This is a genomic window from Paenibacillus sp. NPDC057967 (assembly GCF_042887015.1).
Classification (GTDB): Bacteria; Bacillota; Bacilli; order Paenibacillales; family Paenibacillaceae; genus Pristimantibacillus.
Genome location: NZ_JBHVQB010000001.1, coordinates 437,220 through 453,044, shown reverse-complemented (window position 1 = coordinate 453,044; position 15,825 = coordinate 437,220). Strand labels below are relative to the sequence as shown.

Sequence of the window (15,825 nt, the reverse complement as noted above, 5' to 3'; positions counted from 1 at the left end):
ATTTTCATTTTCTACACTGTATTAAGCACTCAATATATTGTCGTTCCATATGTAAGATAGCATTCTATTCGATAATGGACTATTAGTGATGAGATTAGGGGGAGATTTAGTTGAAAGAAGCATTGTTAAAGCAATTACGGGAATTCGGTGCAGACCTTTCTCAGCATGAGCATCATCAGTACATGCCCAAATTACGAGATTTCTTAGTTCCTTATCTACTTAAAGAAAAAGCTTATGTTGCTGATATAGACACCTTGTTTCGACATGAATTTACTCGTAATGATGTTGTTAGAAGTACAGAGTATTACATACTGAGTAATCCAAATGTAAGAAGTAAAAGTGCAATAGATGATTTTCTTATTGCGTTGAATAGGCTATTTGAGGAACTAATAAACGAAAGATATCCTAATCAAAATTTAAGAAATATCCAGCCGTTCACTAAACTCAGTCAAGAAATTGAGGGAAGACCTGACGTACTAAGCCGTCAACTAAAAGCTCGCGAGGCAAATCCCCCGATTGACGAGGATCAGTTTAGATTTTTATATAGTGAATTGAACTCTCGGACAAAAGAGACCCCGATAGCAATGCAAGTTAAATTGATCTTGAAATTACTTCTTCTGTATGGGTTCAAATTCAACAGGATAGTTGAACTATCACTTGGTGATTTTGATCATGAAAGACGACTTCTAAATATCCAATGTGACAAGTGTCCAGATGGGGAAATAAAACTTGAATTGCCGTACTCCTTATTTCAGTGTTTAAAAAGGCACTATGAACAACGAATCAAAGTGGAAACGACTTACAGTAATCTATTTCTAACAAGTACTAATAAGCCTATAACCAATGCCTTTATTACAACCATGCTGAACAAAGTCAAAGAAAAGTATTACTCTAGAAGAGAAGTAGAAACCCTTACTAAAAACCCCTTTACTGCCACTGGATTATCGAAGTTTGCAATAATTAATATGATTCTTCAAGGATTAAACCAAACTTCAATTATTGATGTCACTGGAGTAGAGTATGATATCTATCAAAACTGCCAGGATCATGTTAACGAGTTGCTAAGTGAGGATTACAATAGGCATATTAACTATAAAATACGGGCTATTAAAGCTTACGACATTCTTTAATAATAAGCCTTCGGTTATATAGTCTTGTTGAGGTGCATGCCGTAAAACTGCCGCAAAATTCGTGATAAGGTAAAGTAAATCAAGTGAATAGAACTGGAAGAGTTGACTAAAATATTGATTCTACTCGGCATAAGGCGATTATTACAGATGCCGCAGCAGAGAGCGCTTCCCGCATACGGAGCATGTGTAGTGTTGTTCACTACTAGTTATGAACGGAAAATAACGATGAGAAGTTAAGGCGGGATGACCCTCTCTAGAGAGAGGGTCAGGCTGTTGACAAAGCCCCGGAAACCGGGGCTTTGTCAACAGCCTGAAGAGAGCACCTTCTTAGGTGCTCTCTTTTGAGTTGGTGACTTGTGATTTGCTTGAGGGTGAATCGGAAGCGAAGCAGTAAAATGGGCACTGACACGTTTGGGAAATTTGCACAGTCAACCAAAGGTTGGTCAAGATGGATATACGATTGCAGTTAGTCCAATGGGGGTATCGTCAACTTGCGGTAGTACTTATTTACTAATTCTCTTGTAGACTAGAAAGGGAATGCTCGAGAAATGTAGAATATCTTGATAAAGTGGCATATTTTGTTGAAAGGTAGTCCAATAGAAAATTTTCATAGATATTCAAAATAGATTGACATGGATTTGGTCGGAGTAACAACAATCCTAAAGCAATAAGATGTAGACAAAAAACAAGTCATGAGAAATTATTATAAAATTACGTTATAACATATGGATATTCTTCATAATAGAAGGAGGGGATATTTTTGATAGAGTGGGTGAAAAAGCGATGGAGCGGTCTTTGGAGAATTGTTGCACAAGCATATAACTCTACAAAAACTGTATTCAAAAGAAAAAGTACACGTGAGTATGATAACAAATATGAATTTCAAAAACTAACGCCTAATGATGGTGTAGAATTAAACGTTTATAAAGATGCGTTTGACTACATCTTTTCTAACTCAGATATTTATAATGTTGCTATATCTGGAGCATATGGTGCTGGTAAAAGCAGTGTTATAGCATCTTATAAGAAAAGCCGGAGTGATTTGCGTTTTGTGCATGTATCACTTGCTCATTTTGAAACCTCCGAAGGAGAAGAAGAAAAAGAAGTTAAAGAATCTATTCTAGAAGGAAAAATATTAAATCAACTTATTCACCAGATTCCATCAGATAAAATCCCTCAAACTAATTTTAAGGTTAAAAGAAAGGTTGGCATTAGAAACTTTCTAGTTATCACGATTTCAACAATGTTATTATTTTTAGCTCTGCTACATATTTTCTTATTTGAACAATGGAACGGATATGTTTCGTCTTTGCCAATGTCTGAATTAAAGAAAATGTTAAACTTGTCTACAAATAGTTACGTTCTTTTAGTGAGTGGTGCTTTATGTATTATAGTAACTTCTATTTTCATTTATAAAATAGTGAAGCTACAAATGAATAAGAACATGTTCAGGAAAATTAGTCTACAGGGAAATGAAATTGAAATATTTGAGGAAAGTAATGAATCCTATTTTGATAAATACCTAAATGAAGTTTTGTATTTGTTTGAGAACGTAAAAGCAGATGTTATCGTGTTTGAGGATATGGATCGCTTCAATGTAAGTAGGATATTTGAGCGACTACGTGAGATTAATACGTTAGCCAATATCCAGCTTCAAAAGGAAAGGAAGCAACCGCTAAGGTTCTTTTATCTGTTGCGAGATGATATTTTTATCTCAAAAGACCGTACTAAGTTTTTTGAATACATAGTGCCTGTTGTTCCTGTGGTTGATAGCTCAAATTCATATGATCAGTTTATATCACATTTCAAAAAAGGTGGTATTTATGAGCTTTTTGATGAGAGCTTTTTACAGGGGCTCTCCTTGTATATTGATGATATGAGGCTGCTTAAAAACATATATAATGAGTTCATTATTTATTATAAAAGGCTAAATACAACAGATTTAAACTGTAACAAGATGCTTGCGATGATAGCATATAAGAATTTGTTCCCACGGGACTTTAGTGATTTACAACTGAATCAAGGCATGGTATTTGCTCTCTTTGCTCAAAAAGAAACTTTTGTAAAGCAAGAGATTGAAAGATTAAGTGGGTTAGTCGCGCCAAAAGAAGCAGAGATCTCAAGAGCAAAAAATGAACATTTAATTTTTAAGGAGGAATTAGACCTTGTATATCAATCTAAGAGGACTCAGATAAATCAAAGTTATTATCATCCAGAACGAGAAAAGGAATTAAAAAAGCTTGAAAAAGAAGTTGCAGCTCGTCAAAACAGTATAGATATTACTGAAAATAATCGTCTGTCAGAGTTAGAGGATGAACTATCCGATATTAAGGAGGAAATAATCTATACAAATAATAAGCAATTAAATGAGATTATTACTAGGGAGAATATAGACGCTATTTTTAAAATAACAACGACAAATGAGATTGGTGATAAAACAAATTTTCACGAAATTAAAAGGAGTGATTATTTCGATTTATTGAAGTATCTTATACGCAATGGTTATATTGATGAAACATATCCTGACTATATGACATATTTCTATGAGCATAGTCTCACACGAGTAGATAAGAAGTTTTTACGCAGTATCACAGATAAAATGGCAAAAGAACACACTTATCAATTAAAAAATCCTAAATTAGTAGTTGCTAGACTACGAGAAGTGGATTTTGATCAGGAAGAGATTTTAAATTTCGATTTGCTTCAATATCTTTTGCAAACGCCTAAACATGAAATATATCTTAACAGGTTTTTACAACAACTTAAGAAAACAAGAAACTTTAAGTTTATTGGTGAATATTTTGATACTGCTAGGGAAATTGAAGCATTCATCAAGTGTCTTAACCAGCAATGGCCAGAAATGTTTCAATCCGTAGTAGAAAGAAAAAAGATGACAGAGAGCCAGACACGCTTGTATTCGATTTATACACTTTACTATTCTAGTGTTGATGAAATTAAGGCTGTTAATTCTGAAGAATGCCTTACTGATTACATTTCATCAAGCGTTGACTACCTCGATATATATGATCCAGTAGTTGATAAACTAATTCACGGATTAATTGAATTAAATGTTTCTTTTATTGGAATCACAAAGGCAAATACAGAGCTATTAATAGAGATTTATAATAATTCGTTGTATAGAATTAACTTTGATAATTTATCACTCATGCTTAAAACTTTTTATGATATTGAAGATGAGAATGATCTCTATCATCGAAATTATACTTTAGTGCGCTCTAATCCAGAATCTCCATTAGCACAATATGCTCATGAAAATACGTGTGCTTATATTGACGAGGTGTTAGCAAACAGTAATGGTGTAATTAAAGATGATGAGAATGTTGTTTTGATAATTTTAAACAATGAGACTGTTTCTACAGATCAGAAAAGAAAATATATAGATTTGTTACAAACTCTTATAACTTTAATCGACGATGTGGATGATACTAGCTTATGGAATGTTCTTCTAAGTAAGCGGTTAGTTAAATATTCAGAAGAAAACATACTTCTATATTTTGGAACTAGCGAGTCGTTAGATAATGTATTAATTTCCTTCATAAATGGAAATGACTCTCATTTAGACTTTTCCCAGGCAAAAAAAGATTTTGGTGATGAAAAGTCAGAAGAATTTTTTGATACAGCTATAGTTTGTAATCAACTGTCGACTCATAAATATAGGGAGACATTGAGTTCGCTCGAGTTTTCTTATGAAATATTTGAGGTAGAGGGTATATCAAATGAGAAATTTAGAGTTTTTGTTGATGAAAATATTATCTCTATGAATTTGGAGACATTACAATTTGTTCGGGAACATTATCCAAGTGAGAGTGTATACTTTATCCGAAAAAACATTGATGTATATGCAGATATAATGACGAGTGAAGAGGTTGAAATAGATGAAATAGTTGAGTTACTTGCTTGGGATATTACAGACGATCTTAAAACTAGGCTGCTTGGGTTTACAAATGAACCAATATCTATTTTGAATAAAAGATATTCTACGTCTATAGTTGAACATATTTTGAGAAATAACTTTGATTTTAGTGATCTTTCTAGTTTGCTTGTAACTTATGAAAATTGGGCAAATGAAATACAGCAAATTATTTATGAATTGGCAAAGGAGAATATTGCACATATCATCATTAATTCTATGCAGATATGTGATAAACTGCTGGAAGCCCTAATTGAATCGGATGATTTGGAAGATAGTCAAAAAACTGATTTATTCATATTTTCTTTGCACCGCATGAAGGAAGAAGCATGTAGGAGGTACCTTGAAATGTTGGGTTTGGATGAGTATAAAAAGATTTTCGAGAATCGTACCCGACCTAAATATGAAATCAATGAAAAAAATGCTAAGCTGTTAACCGCATTTAAAAAGAAGGGGTGGATATTTGATTTTCAGGAAGATTACGAGAGGAAAGGAAATTACAAAATTCTCCGAAATAAATCAGTGTTAAAACCGGTATAGTACATCCTTAGGTACATTCTTTGCGCGTTTTGAATTTTTCCAAGTAGACAGGTTCTTTTTTGAGCACACTGTGGAACGATTCGATGCACGCATAATCGTAACAGTTCCTTGACGGCTCACACTGCCTTTCATCTAGTTTGTGCGCAGCCGCGCATGGTAGTCATGGGAAGCATACTGACTGCCACCGAATGATGCAGTACCTCTTCGCATGGTCGCTGCTGGCTGTGGGCACGGTCCAGCGCCGTTAACACCAGTTCTTTCGTCATTAGCTCATCCATGTGAAATCCAACGATTTTGCGGCTGTATAAGATCCATGATGCTCGCCAGGTACAGCCATGTGGAGTATACTATGCCATTACATCGGATTTCTAAATAACGGGGATGCCTTAAACCTTCATTGAAAATATACAAACCAACAGCCCCCCACCGCTGTATTCAACGGTTGAGGGCTGTTGCTTCTATATTACGTAAAACACACGGATTATTTGCAGTCTTACGAATACTAGTTCGAATTAGAGTCACACACTAATACAGTGGCTTTATTGTTGAGTAATCACCATCAATAAATCGTGAGTATGTACCCTCTACTTCCCGTAGGAATTTTAATGCTGCGTCATACACACCTAATTCTTTTAGCAGATCAACATCTTTAATTTTATATACTAGTACTCTCCATCTATCACCGTCTTGATGTGCTAATTCTTCTGTTTGTAACTCTTTTAGTTTTCTTTTAGTTATTTGAGATGGGAAATCAGCATCCCAAAGTACTGATATTCCCAAATGCTCTATCATACAAAGCTCATCATTTAGTTTGTTGGTAAAATATAATGGACTTCTAGAAGCCTTGTATTTAAATTCTAGCTCGCTATAGGAGATAACATTTAAAACTTTACTAGTAAGATTTCCGGTTCCTAACCTATCAAGATAACTCTTTATCATTGGTGCAACAAAAGTCTGATTAAAATGGTAAGGTTTTAATTCTTCGAACATTCGATACATATAACCTTCCCACTCATAATTCTTAAAATAATATTGAAAGTAATCTGCATATAAAATATTGATTTGTTTATTGGAACCATTTTGGATCACTTGTTTTAATCGTTTAAAATTATCCCCTAATATGTCCGAATAGCACGCTTCTAACTCCTCTTCTTCACTGCCAAAGCAAATAATAAACGCATTACAGAAAATAAAGATTGGAATATTGAGAAAACGAATCCATTGCTCATCTTTAATAATTAGGTATTTATATATAACTTCGCGTAATTGTTCATTATCTTCTAGATAGGTTGTATAAACGTTACTTGTAAAGAAATGGGTTGCACGTAAAACTGGTTCGTCCCTATTAATAAACAAAGCCAAGCTCTCAGCGCAAAAACTTACAAGATTGTTCATTAATAACTCATTCTCCTGAGAGATATGTAACAGGATTGAGAAGATAAGATCAATTTCTTTCTCTGGCATATGTGGATCAGGGACACATAATATTTCGATAAGAAGATTAAGCGATTCTTTGGCTTTAAAAAAATTATGAATATATTGTGGTGTCGAAGTCTTCAGTACAGTTTTCAATAATTTTTTTGTAGGAGATGTAAGATCACTATTTAAGATAATTTCCTCTATTTGATCATCATCTAAATAAGTTTCAGAAGGCCCAAGCAGCCAATTTTCTGCGTCTTTTTTAACATCCTCTAGAGTTTGTTGATTCAAATCTGGATTGCTATCTAATGTATTATTTTGTTTCACATTATTTTCAGGTAAAAATGGCTCTCTTCCACACAAGCTATATATTTTCAGCCCAAATTGTTTAGTATAACGTAATCCAAATTGTATCAGAAGTTCTGGAGTATTATCGATGAGCATATCTAGTTCAATTTCCATTTCATATGTATTGAGGAAGTCTAATTCTAAAAGAATTTTATTCTTCAAATTACTCTTAATTTTTGTATAATGAGTTTTTGAAAATAAAGAATACTCCTCTGGGAATACATTATGAAATTGATCCATTGCTTTATAGTGGTAAACACTGAATGCATTTTCGTAATATTTACTAATGATTTTATCCCCATCGAAAGTCATCCCTAATTTCACACAACGATCAATAATATCGGGCAGATTATGCAAGTCCTTATACTGAGCTTCTAGGTCGCCATTGCCCATTGTTAAGCAATACTTTTTTATTTCAGTTTCCAAAAAACGGTACAGTAATGGATGCTTATTTGGCTGACAGCAACGAAGCAAGTGGAAGAATCGGTCTAAATTACCTCCGTTTTCTTCGAAATGGTCAATGTTCCAGTTCCAACTCCCATCATATTCTAGAATGCTCGCATTATATTCGTCATAGTGTACAATACAATGTTCAATGATAAGATCTGTAATTCGATTACTGCAAGAATCGGATAGATGTTCTAGTAAAAATTGGAGTTGATTGTAATATACACAGCATTCTAAGAGGTGCGGAACTAAGCTCTCGCAATTTTTCTGTAAGTACTCATATAAAAAATCCTGTACAGCAGGCATGTTGAATTTCAAGAGTATTGCATCGTATTCCTCGCTGTAAAAACTCTTTATCATTGTTTTCTCAAGTTCTGCAATACATTCGTCGATATTCTTAACTTTCATAATGCTGCTTGAAACCATTATAAATTTCTCAAAGCAGTGCTTCATACTCTCTAGATGCATGGGGGTTGACGAAATCAGCAAAAGTAAAGAAACAATTTGTGATTCAGTAGAGAGATCCATATAGATAGATTCCCAAAATTCTTCAGGATTATCAAAATAGTCATCTAACAATCCGTAATATTCATCAGGAGAGCAATCATTATCGAATTTATTATTCAAAAATAACGCGAGTACTCTTGGATTGTAATTTTGATGATGTACAATCCAATCAGTTTTCAAATATAAATAGTTTACATATTCATACTCAAGATTTGATGCGTAAAGATGGCTATAAAGGATACTAGCCTTTTCATCGTCTCCGTACTCCTCAAGCGTACATATTAGTGCGTATCGGTCCAGAGTTTTTCTCAATAAGGGATGTTTTTGAAATCCTTGCTGTAAAATGTACTCCCGGGTTGTCATGATTAAACATTTTTCTCCATGAAACTGAACTATACGTTTAATGAGTTTATCTAATCGGTTTTCATCGTTTCGACGTGTTTGTTCTCCTAAAAAGATACTCCCCCAGAAATCATCTAAAATAATAACTTGCTGTTTCCCATCCTCTAGCATTGCATATACATCATGAATGGAATTTGCCCATACGAAACCGTCTAAATTGTTTGGTTGAAGATAAGCTAAAGCCAGAATATAAGCCATTGTAGTCTTCCCTACTCCGGGTTCTCCCGAAATAACAATTACATGATTTTGAGAACTCTTACGCAGTGCCTCGTAATAGATCTGTGTAGGGACAAAAGTTTTGGCAGCCTTAATAGCTTCTTTTAATTCTTCAGAGGATTCTCTATAGGCAGCACGATGCACAGATTCGACTAATACCTTTTCCAATATATTTGCATTAGGATACCATAGTTTTGGATATCTAAGTAATGTTTGTTTATGTATTGGATCTTCGAGGAATCTGTTTATATCTTTGTTACTTAGAATGTCATGATTATTGAGAATAAACCCTTCGAATAACTCAATAATTTGGTTCTCCTCATATGGGGAAAAGTCCATGGAAACTCCTATTATATATCGATTAGGCTTTAATTTACGTACTTTTGGTAATTCGGAGTTTTTTAGTTCACGATATAGTCTTTTGAAGTCAGTTTGAAAGCGCTTGGTTTGAACAATGACTTTCATATCGCCATCAATATATAAACCATCAATCCCCATATCGCGACCTTCCTTGTACATTTTCAATGATATGGCATCTCTTTTTTGGACAATGTCACATACTAACTTTTCAAATTCGAGAGGCTCAAGTAATGAGTGGAAATCATATTTTGACATTGAATGCCCTCCTGAATCAAGTTATAGTCCCAAATAAAGGTTTGTATTACCTCACCTTACATTAATTCTGCATTCTAGTAAAGAAGCTGCTATTTTGATTCCAGTGCAGTTAAGAAGACATTCCAAACTTTGCAAACTGGCCAAGGATTCCGTTTGTTTCATCCTTTTTGCCTTACGTAATTGAGGAATTGTGATCCGATATTTTTTTTGTTTTACTGCGATATTCGCATTAAAACAACAGTGTCTTTTCGTACAATTTGAGTAAACTGCGAGGAGACACATAATGAAGCATTGAAAAGAACCTCCTGGCAGATGAGGAGAGGGAGGCTAAACAATGTTTCATTTGCATGAAAGAATAGAGCAGGAAAAGCACAAGATGAATACACTTGGCGAAGCGTTGATTGAACAATTAATTCCTCTGTCTGAACATGAAGAGCTTCTAGCCATTAGTCGAAAAGTAGATAAGTTAATATTGCGTCTACATCTTAAGAAGCTTAAAAAATCAGGAGGACACTATGCGAGGAGGAACAAGCCTTGAAGCTTCCGACATGGTTTAAAAGTATCCTGCAAAGCAGATTGGATGATGTTTTCGCTCGCGTAGCACTGGATCCTGAGTTTAGGAGAATACGGGAAGAAAAGGACTTGGCTTTTCAAAAGCTATTTTCAGATCGAACTATTATAAGTAAACCGGAATTCTCTGAATGGGAAGATATATGTCATTATAAGCAAGAAATGGAGAATGAATACTTGTACTGGCAGGGGATGCAGGACGGAGCACAGCTTGCATATGTCATAATGGCATTGATTATGGATGATGAACAGGAGACGGAAGAATAAGATTATAAATGAATGAACTTCCCCCGTTTGAACAGCTTGTACATCAGTTGTTTTTGGGGAGTAAATAATTTTACAATGAAATCCAATGCAAGCAATCAGCGCTGTGGAAATTGTAGGCTCAGAAGCAATCGAATAAAAATCCTTTGATAGTTGAGAGGTTGAACTCTCCTAACTATAATTTAAAGCGTTCACATAAGCACTGCATCTCGACGCCGCTGAAGACAATCTCGAGTTCAGCCGTAGCGCGTCGTCTACGTCAGATGCAACCCGTCCACACTCGAGAATGACCCACGCATCCTGGAGGATAGCAGGTATAAGACCGTGGAAGTGACTCCGGTGGATATGTTTCCTTGGACGGTTCATGTGGAGTGCTGTGTGTCGCTTATTAGGCAATAGTATATTGGAGCCACATTTACCTATTATACGAAGCTCAGGCGCTCTTGGCGTTTGAGCTTTTATTTTGGATGCCATTGGGACGAATGTGTTAAACGGGGCTATGATGTCTCTCTTAATTGTGAAAGAGCCACTTTCATCATGGAGGTGTGGCTGCAAGCTATGGTGGTTTTAGTTCCAAATCACTATTGATAAAGGGGGATTTTGGAATTTATGGGCGAAATATAGCTATACAAAGCTGAAGAGGAGGAACTACCTATGCGGTTGTACAAGTTGGAGATTGAGGGATTCAGGAGACATACAGATACAAATGTATTATTTTCAGATGCAACTTTTCTCATTGGAGAAAACAATGTAGGTAAAAGCTCAGTACTGGCAGCGCTTAACATACTTTTGAATGATATAAAAAGAATTTCTGATGAAGAGTTTTTCTCTTATATGGATGGAGAATTAACCAGACGTGGATCAGACAAAATAGTATTAACTGCCGAGTTTAGGGATGTGCCGGAAGAAGCCAAGCAGTGGGTGGGATTTAAGGGGAGAGTATTACAGTATAATAAAGACGATGGAGAGACCGGGCTAAGAGTAATTTATAGGAAGACGTTTACTCCCGGTTCAGATTGTACTGTCGAATTGCGTCAGCAGGTGAAGAAAGTAAAAACATAGTTTGAAATTTGCAGTACAGTTGGACAGTACATAGATGCGGGGCTTGACTTAACTTCTGTAGAAACAAAAATCTCGGAAGTAGATCGCGATAAGAAATTAACTGCAAAAGTTAAGACTATTATTGAAGAAGTTGAAGAGTTGTACGAGTATGATGAGGAGATTGAAGAGTGGTTTAAGAATCCAGGAGGCATTCCTGCAAACGTGTTAATTAATCTTCCTAAGTTTTTACTGATTCCTGCTCAGGATAAGGCAGAAGAACTTTCAGGTAATTCAGGTGCGTTAGTTTCCACTTTAGTTGAGCTATTTAATGATGTAAGAGACTCATCAAATAATTATAAACAAGCCCAGTTATTTTTGAATCAGCTCGCAGAGGAGCTTGATCCCAAGAATGCCCAGAGTGAGTTTGGGCAAATGATGACAGAATTAAATGGTGTTATGAAAGAGGTTTTCCCTAATACTGGATTAAGAGCGCTTACTAATCTAGCTGATGCGGATAAAGTAATTAAACCACAGTTTACTATTTCCATGTTTAGTAACATCAATACACCTGTAAATTTGTAGGGCACAGGAATGATTCGATCCGCTGTTTTTGCCCTACTAAGGTATCGAAATTTGCGTAACAATAGAAAAACGGCTGGACAAGAGCATAAACCTTTAATTATAGGTTTTGAAGAACCTGAAATATATTTGCACCCCAATGCTGCGAAGCAAATGAGGGATACAATATACGAGTTGGCAGGAACTCGTAACAATCAAATTGTTTGCACAACTCATTCTCCTTATATGATTGATTCGAGCAAAAAGCCTTTGCAGATTTTAAATTCTCTATCTAGAGAAAATGATGAGTACACAGGCGATAATGGTCAGATTAAAATAGAGAGACTGAGATGTAATGCGTTTAACGCCAGTGAGGAGTTCTTGAGGCTTCAAAATGACGATAAAACATATGTTAAAATGCTGTTGATATTAGATGATCATATATCCATAGTGTTTTTCTCTAAACATGTGTTAGTGGTTGAGGGAGATACCGAGGATATCGTGCTTAGGGAAACTCTAAGTCGAATGCCCGAGGTAGTAAGGAAAGATATAGAATGTAATTGGCAAATTATTAAAGCAAGGGGAAAAGCGACAATAATTGCCCTTGTAAAGTACTTAAGAGCTATGGGGATCAATCCTATTGTTATTCATGATAAAGATGAAGGAAAGGAACGGGCAGAAATATTTAACGATCCGATTCTTGAGGTTGTGGGTGATTAAAACAGGAGAATAATGCTTGCGAATTGTATAGAGGATGTTCTTGGCTACACTCCTCCTTCTAGTGAAAAGCCTTATAAAGCATTTGCTCACATTACCACGAGTTGGACTGATGAATGGGACTCAGTAGCCCCTATGTGGCGATTAATAATATCAGATGTTTTTAGAGAGTCGTTTAATTTGTTGCCACAAAACCTGGAGACTGTCGATGCGAAGGTAGCAGCTGCGGAGGCTGAATAAGTAGATATATATTATCGTTTAATGATTGGAGTCATTTTGAATGTGTAGTGTCAACATGCCGTGTTTACAAATAATTGGGAACGCCTAGACCTCAGTTCATAAAACCTTGTACGGGGACACTTCATTTATTGTTATTTTGTAACACATGTGGAGTGTCTAATATTGAAGATTCGTAAGTACTAAGATGTGATAGTATTGCTCAGTGGCAGAGAGTTGACTCCTAGCTTCTCCTTTCCAGAAGCCTGATCCTATACAGATTAGGCTTCTATTCTATTTAAGTAGAACGCTTTAGACACCAACTTTTTTGAAGTGATATGAAACCGAGTTGTTGTAGGGATTTAACAAACGATGAATTTGGAAAAAAGAGAATGTACGTTCCTTTTTATGTTGAGTTTGTACACGATATCGTGTATAATTTGAGAATCTAGTACTAAGGAGGAATCGTAGTGTTAGTATCACTCGTAGAGTATGCCAAGAAACATAACAAAAGTGGAGACACCCTCCGTCGGATGGCTGAAAAAGGCGTGTTGAAAACCGCGCAAAAAATAGGTCGTAATTGGGTTGTTGATAGTGATGAAGAGTATCCAGTAAAAAAACGTACAACGATGAAGCCAATTACTGTTGTCTCTTTATTCTCAGGTTGTGGTGGTATGGATTTAGGGATTATTGGGGGATTCGACTTCTTGGGCAAGCACTATGATAAGACAGGTTTTGATATTATCTGGGCGAACGAGATTAACCCTGCCGCTTGCGAGACGTATAAGAGGAACATCGGAGAGCATATTGTTCTTGGAGACATTAATGAGAAGTTGGATGAATTGCCTTCCTATGCGGATGTTGTAATCGGAGGATTTCCTTGTCAGGATATTTCTATAAATGGGAAAATGAAGGGTATTAATGGAGAACGGAGTAGTCTGTATACAGCAATTGTCGAGGCAGTTGAGAGGATCCAACCCAAGGTCTTTATTGCTGAAAACGTCGGTGGATTGTTGTTAAAACAAAATGAATATTCTTTAAAGAAAATACTGGAGGATTTTGGATCGCTGGGTTACAATGTTAGTTATAAGTTATATCATGCCGTTGATTATGGTGTTCCGCAAACAAGAGAACGCGTATTTATTATTGGAACGAGGCGGGAATTATCAGAGTTTACTCCACCTGAGCCTACCTGCACTCAGCATATCACTGCCAAAGAAGCTCTTAGTGATCTTGAGCTACTTGAGGAAAATAAGGATTTTTCACATATTTGGAGCAAAGCTAAGGTCAGTGGAGAGCAAGGTAATCGACGCCTTATTGCCGATAGACCGGGATATACTATCAGAGCGGAGTGCCATGGGAATATACAGTTTCACTATTCCTTGCCAAGGCGAATGTCAATGCGTGAAGCAGCACGGATTCAATCGTTCCCAGATAGTTTTCGTTTCTCCGCAGGGCTTCGAGAAACCGAAAGGCAAATCGGCAATGCCGTTCCCCCTGTGTTAGCTTGGCATATTGCCAAATCTGTAGAAGTTGTGATTAGAGGGAATAATATTGAAAAAAGCAGAGTTCGAAGCGTTGTTGGATAGATGTTGTACACAACTGACTATTGAAGCCCAGACTACGGGCTTTAAAACGTCTCCACAGTTTGAAAATCGTGTCCGAGAGGTTTTGCGTGATATGACAATTGCGGAATCTTTCCTGATTGATCTTGATCCCCATCCGCAGGCATTCCCTGATATTGCGATGGGAGAGTTTGGTGTTGAAGTAAAGTTTACAACTAATGACACTTGGCGCAGTGTCGCCAATAGTGTACTTGAAACTCAGCGAGTTGAAAGTGTCAAGCATATTTATTTGGTTTTTGGGAAAATGGGTGGTACGCCAGAAGTTCGTTGGGGAGAGTACGAGCAAAGTGTCATTCACGTCCGCACCTCTCATGTTCCTCGCTTTGAGGTTGAATTGCCTAGTGAAAAAACTGCAGTCAAGAAATCACTATTTGAAGAAATGGGAATTCTCTATGATGACTTTCGGAAGCTTCCTATGCATGAAAAAATGAAGTATATAAGAGCTTATGCAAGGAAAATTCATCCAGATGGAAGACTTTGGTGGATTGAGGAGAAGGAAACTGACGAGCACACTGTACCTATTCAAGCAAGACTATACACTAATTTGACCACTCCTGAGAAAACTAAGCTTCGTGCTGAGGCAGCACTGCTATGTCCCAAAATTGTGAAGTCTGGACGAGCACGTGATAAATACGATGATCTTGTATTGTATTTACTAACATACCATGGTGTGCTGTGTCATCAAGCTAGAGACCTATTCTCTGCGGGTAGTGTTGCTAATCCAAAGAATGACGATAATGGCGGCATCTACATAATGAGGGCTTTAAAGCTTATTGAAACTGAAATGGTCGAAGCTTCACTAACGATGGATGATGCCTTGTTTGTTGAGTATTGGGGAGAGAGCGTATCTCCTGAAAGACGTATTACAAGATGGTTAGAGAAGGCTGATGAACTGGCACGAGATTGGAAGCCTTCTGAAAGTTTGTTCTTAAATAACTGATCTCACTTTCAAGAAATTAGGCTTTAAATTGGAACCTCATGTTACTAATGCATGAGGTTTTTGTAATGCCCAAATACAACTAAAACGATGAAAATACCTTGTAAAACTAGACCTCCGTCAAGGAAAGTGGACACCCACTAACATTGAGCGACCGGCTCGCCATTCAGGAAGGCTTCTCGTTTGCATACGCACCTAAGATCATGATGCCAACATACGCCCATGTAAGATTGTTCGTTTCCGATAGGATTCAGAGGAAATTATTATGGAATCTCTCTCTTTGTTCCACCGATAATAGAGTCAGGGGATCGGTCTTAGGTTGAAAAGGAGGAGGTAAAATGA

10 protein-coding genes and 2 pseudogenes are annotated in these 15,825 nt (G+C 36.4%); 10 read left to right on the top strand and 2 right to left on the bottom strand.

The features are described from left to right. The first annotated feature begins 110 nt into the window (after window positions 1-110). Window positions 111-1,130 carry a hypothetical protein gene (locus ACFVSO_RS01880; protein WP_387469499.1) on the top strand — a complete coding sequence of 340 codons (1,020 nt, stop codon included), beginning with the start codon at window positions 111-113 and terminating at the stop codon, window positions 1,128-1,130. Between the two features lie 760 nt (window positions 1,131-1,890). Then, on the top strand, window positions 1,891-5,601 hold the full coding sequence (locus tag ACFVSO_RS01875) for a YobI family P-loop NTPase (protein WP_387469497.1): 3,711 nt from the start codon (window positions 1,891-1,893) through the stop codon (window positions 5,599-5,601). A gap of 16 nt (window positions 5,602-5,617) precedes the next feature. Here ACFVSO_RS01875 and ACFVSO_RS28840 read toward each other — a convergent pair. Both ACFVSO_RS28840 and ACFVSO_RS01870 read right to left on the bottom strand, forming a co-directional pair. Next, a pseudogene (locus ACFVSO_RS28840) lies at window positions 5,618-5,937 on the bottom strand (DDE-type integrase/transposase/recombinase); the annotation flags it as partial. A 189-nt stretch (window positions 5,938-6,126) separates the two neighbouring features. After that, window positions 6,127-9,555: an ATP-binding protein gene (locus ACFVSO_RS01870; protein ID WP_387469495.1), complete on the bottom strand. Its 3,429-nt coding sequence runs from the start codon at window positions 9,553-9,555 to the stop codon at window positions 6,127-6,129. Between the two features lie 334 nt (window positions 9,556-9,889). Between ACFVSO_RS01870 and ACFVSO_RS01865 the strand changes: the two genes are divergently transcribed. The 8 genes and pseudogenes from ACFVSO_RS01865 (at window position 9,890) to ACFVSO_RS01830 (ending at window position 15,486) form a co-directional block, all read left to right on the top strand. Further along, window positions 9,890-10,093, top strand: a complete 204-nt coding sequence (locus ACFVSO_RS01865) for an aspartyl-phosphate phosphatase Spo0E family protein (RefSeq protein WP_387469493.1) — start codon at window positions 9,890-9,892, stop codon at window positions 10,091-10,093. Then, window positions 10,090-10,392 carry a hypothetical protein gene (locus ACFVSO_RS01860; RefSeq protein WP_387469491.1) on the top strand — a complete coding sequence of 101 codons (303 nt, stop codon included), beginning with the start codon at window positions 10,090-10,092 and terminating at the stop codon, window positions 10,390-10,392. The genes ACFVSO_RS01865 and ACFVSO_RS01860 overlap by 4 nt, the downstream gene beginning before the upstream one ends. A gap of 255 nt (window positions 10,393-10,647) precedes the next feature. Further along, window positions 10,648-10,788: pseudogene (locus ACFVSO_RS01855) on the top strand (23S rRNA (uracil(1939)-C(5))-methyltransferase RlmD); the annotation flags it as partial. 255 nt (window positions 10,789-11,043) lie between these two features. Then, entirely contained in the window at window positions 11,044-11,451 is a 408-nt protein-coding gene (locus tag ACFVSO_RS01850) for an AAA family ATPase (protein ID WP_387469489.1), read from the top strand. 138 nt (window positions 11,452-11,589) lie between these two features. Further along, the gene (locus ACFVSO_RS01845) at window positions 11,590-12,012 is read left to right on the top strand and encodes a hypothetical protein (RefSeq protein WP_387469487.1); all 423 of its coding nucleotides are present in this window, start codon (window positions 11,590-11,592) and stop codon (window positions 12,010-12,012) included. A 9-nt stretch (window positions 12,013-12,021) separates the two neighbouring features. Continuing rightward, complete coding sequence (locus ACFVSO_RS01840) at window positions 12,022-12,708, top strand: ATP-dependent nuclease (RefSeq protein ID WP_387469485.1); 687 nt, start codon at window positions 12,022-12,024, stop codon at window positions 12,706-12,708. A 683-nt stretch (window positions 12,709-13,391) separates the two neighbouring features. Continuing rightward, complete coding sequence (locus ACFVSO_RS01835; RefSeq protein ID WP_387469483.1) at window positions 13,392-14,510, top strand: DNA cytosine methyltransferase; 1,119 nt, start codon at window positions 13,392-13,394, stop codon at window positions 14,508-14,510. Further along, a complete protein-coding gene (locus ACFVSO_RS01830) occupies window positions 14,476-15,486 on the top strand; it encodes a hypothetical protein (protein WP_387469481.1) in 1,011 nt (336 codons plus the stop codon). The genes ACFVSO_RS01835 and ACFVSO_RS01830 overlap by 35 nt, the downstream gene beginning before the upstream one ends. Window positions 15,487-15,825 lie beyond the last annotated feature (339 nt).

What these genes read in the sequence shown, in the direction of transcription:
- ACFVSO_RS01870 (WP_387469495.1), bottom strand. Translation starts at nt 9,555, where the DNA reads ATGTCAAAATATGATTTCCACTCATTACTTGAGCCTCTCGAATTTGAA.
- ACFVSO_RS01865 (WP_387469493.1), top strand. Translation starts at nt 9,890, where the DNA reads ATGTTTCATTTGCATGAAAGAATAGAGCAGGAAAAGCACAAGATGAAT.
- ACFVSO_RS01850 (WP_387469489.1), top strand. Translation starts at nt 11,044, where the DNA reads ATGCGGTTGTACAAGTTGGAGATTGAGGGATTCAGGAGACATACAGAT.
- ACFVSO_RS01840 (WP_387469485.1), top strand. Translation starts at nt 12,022, where the DNA reads ATGATTCGATCCGCTGTTTTTGCCCTACTAAGGTATCGAAATTTGCGT.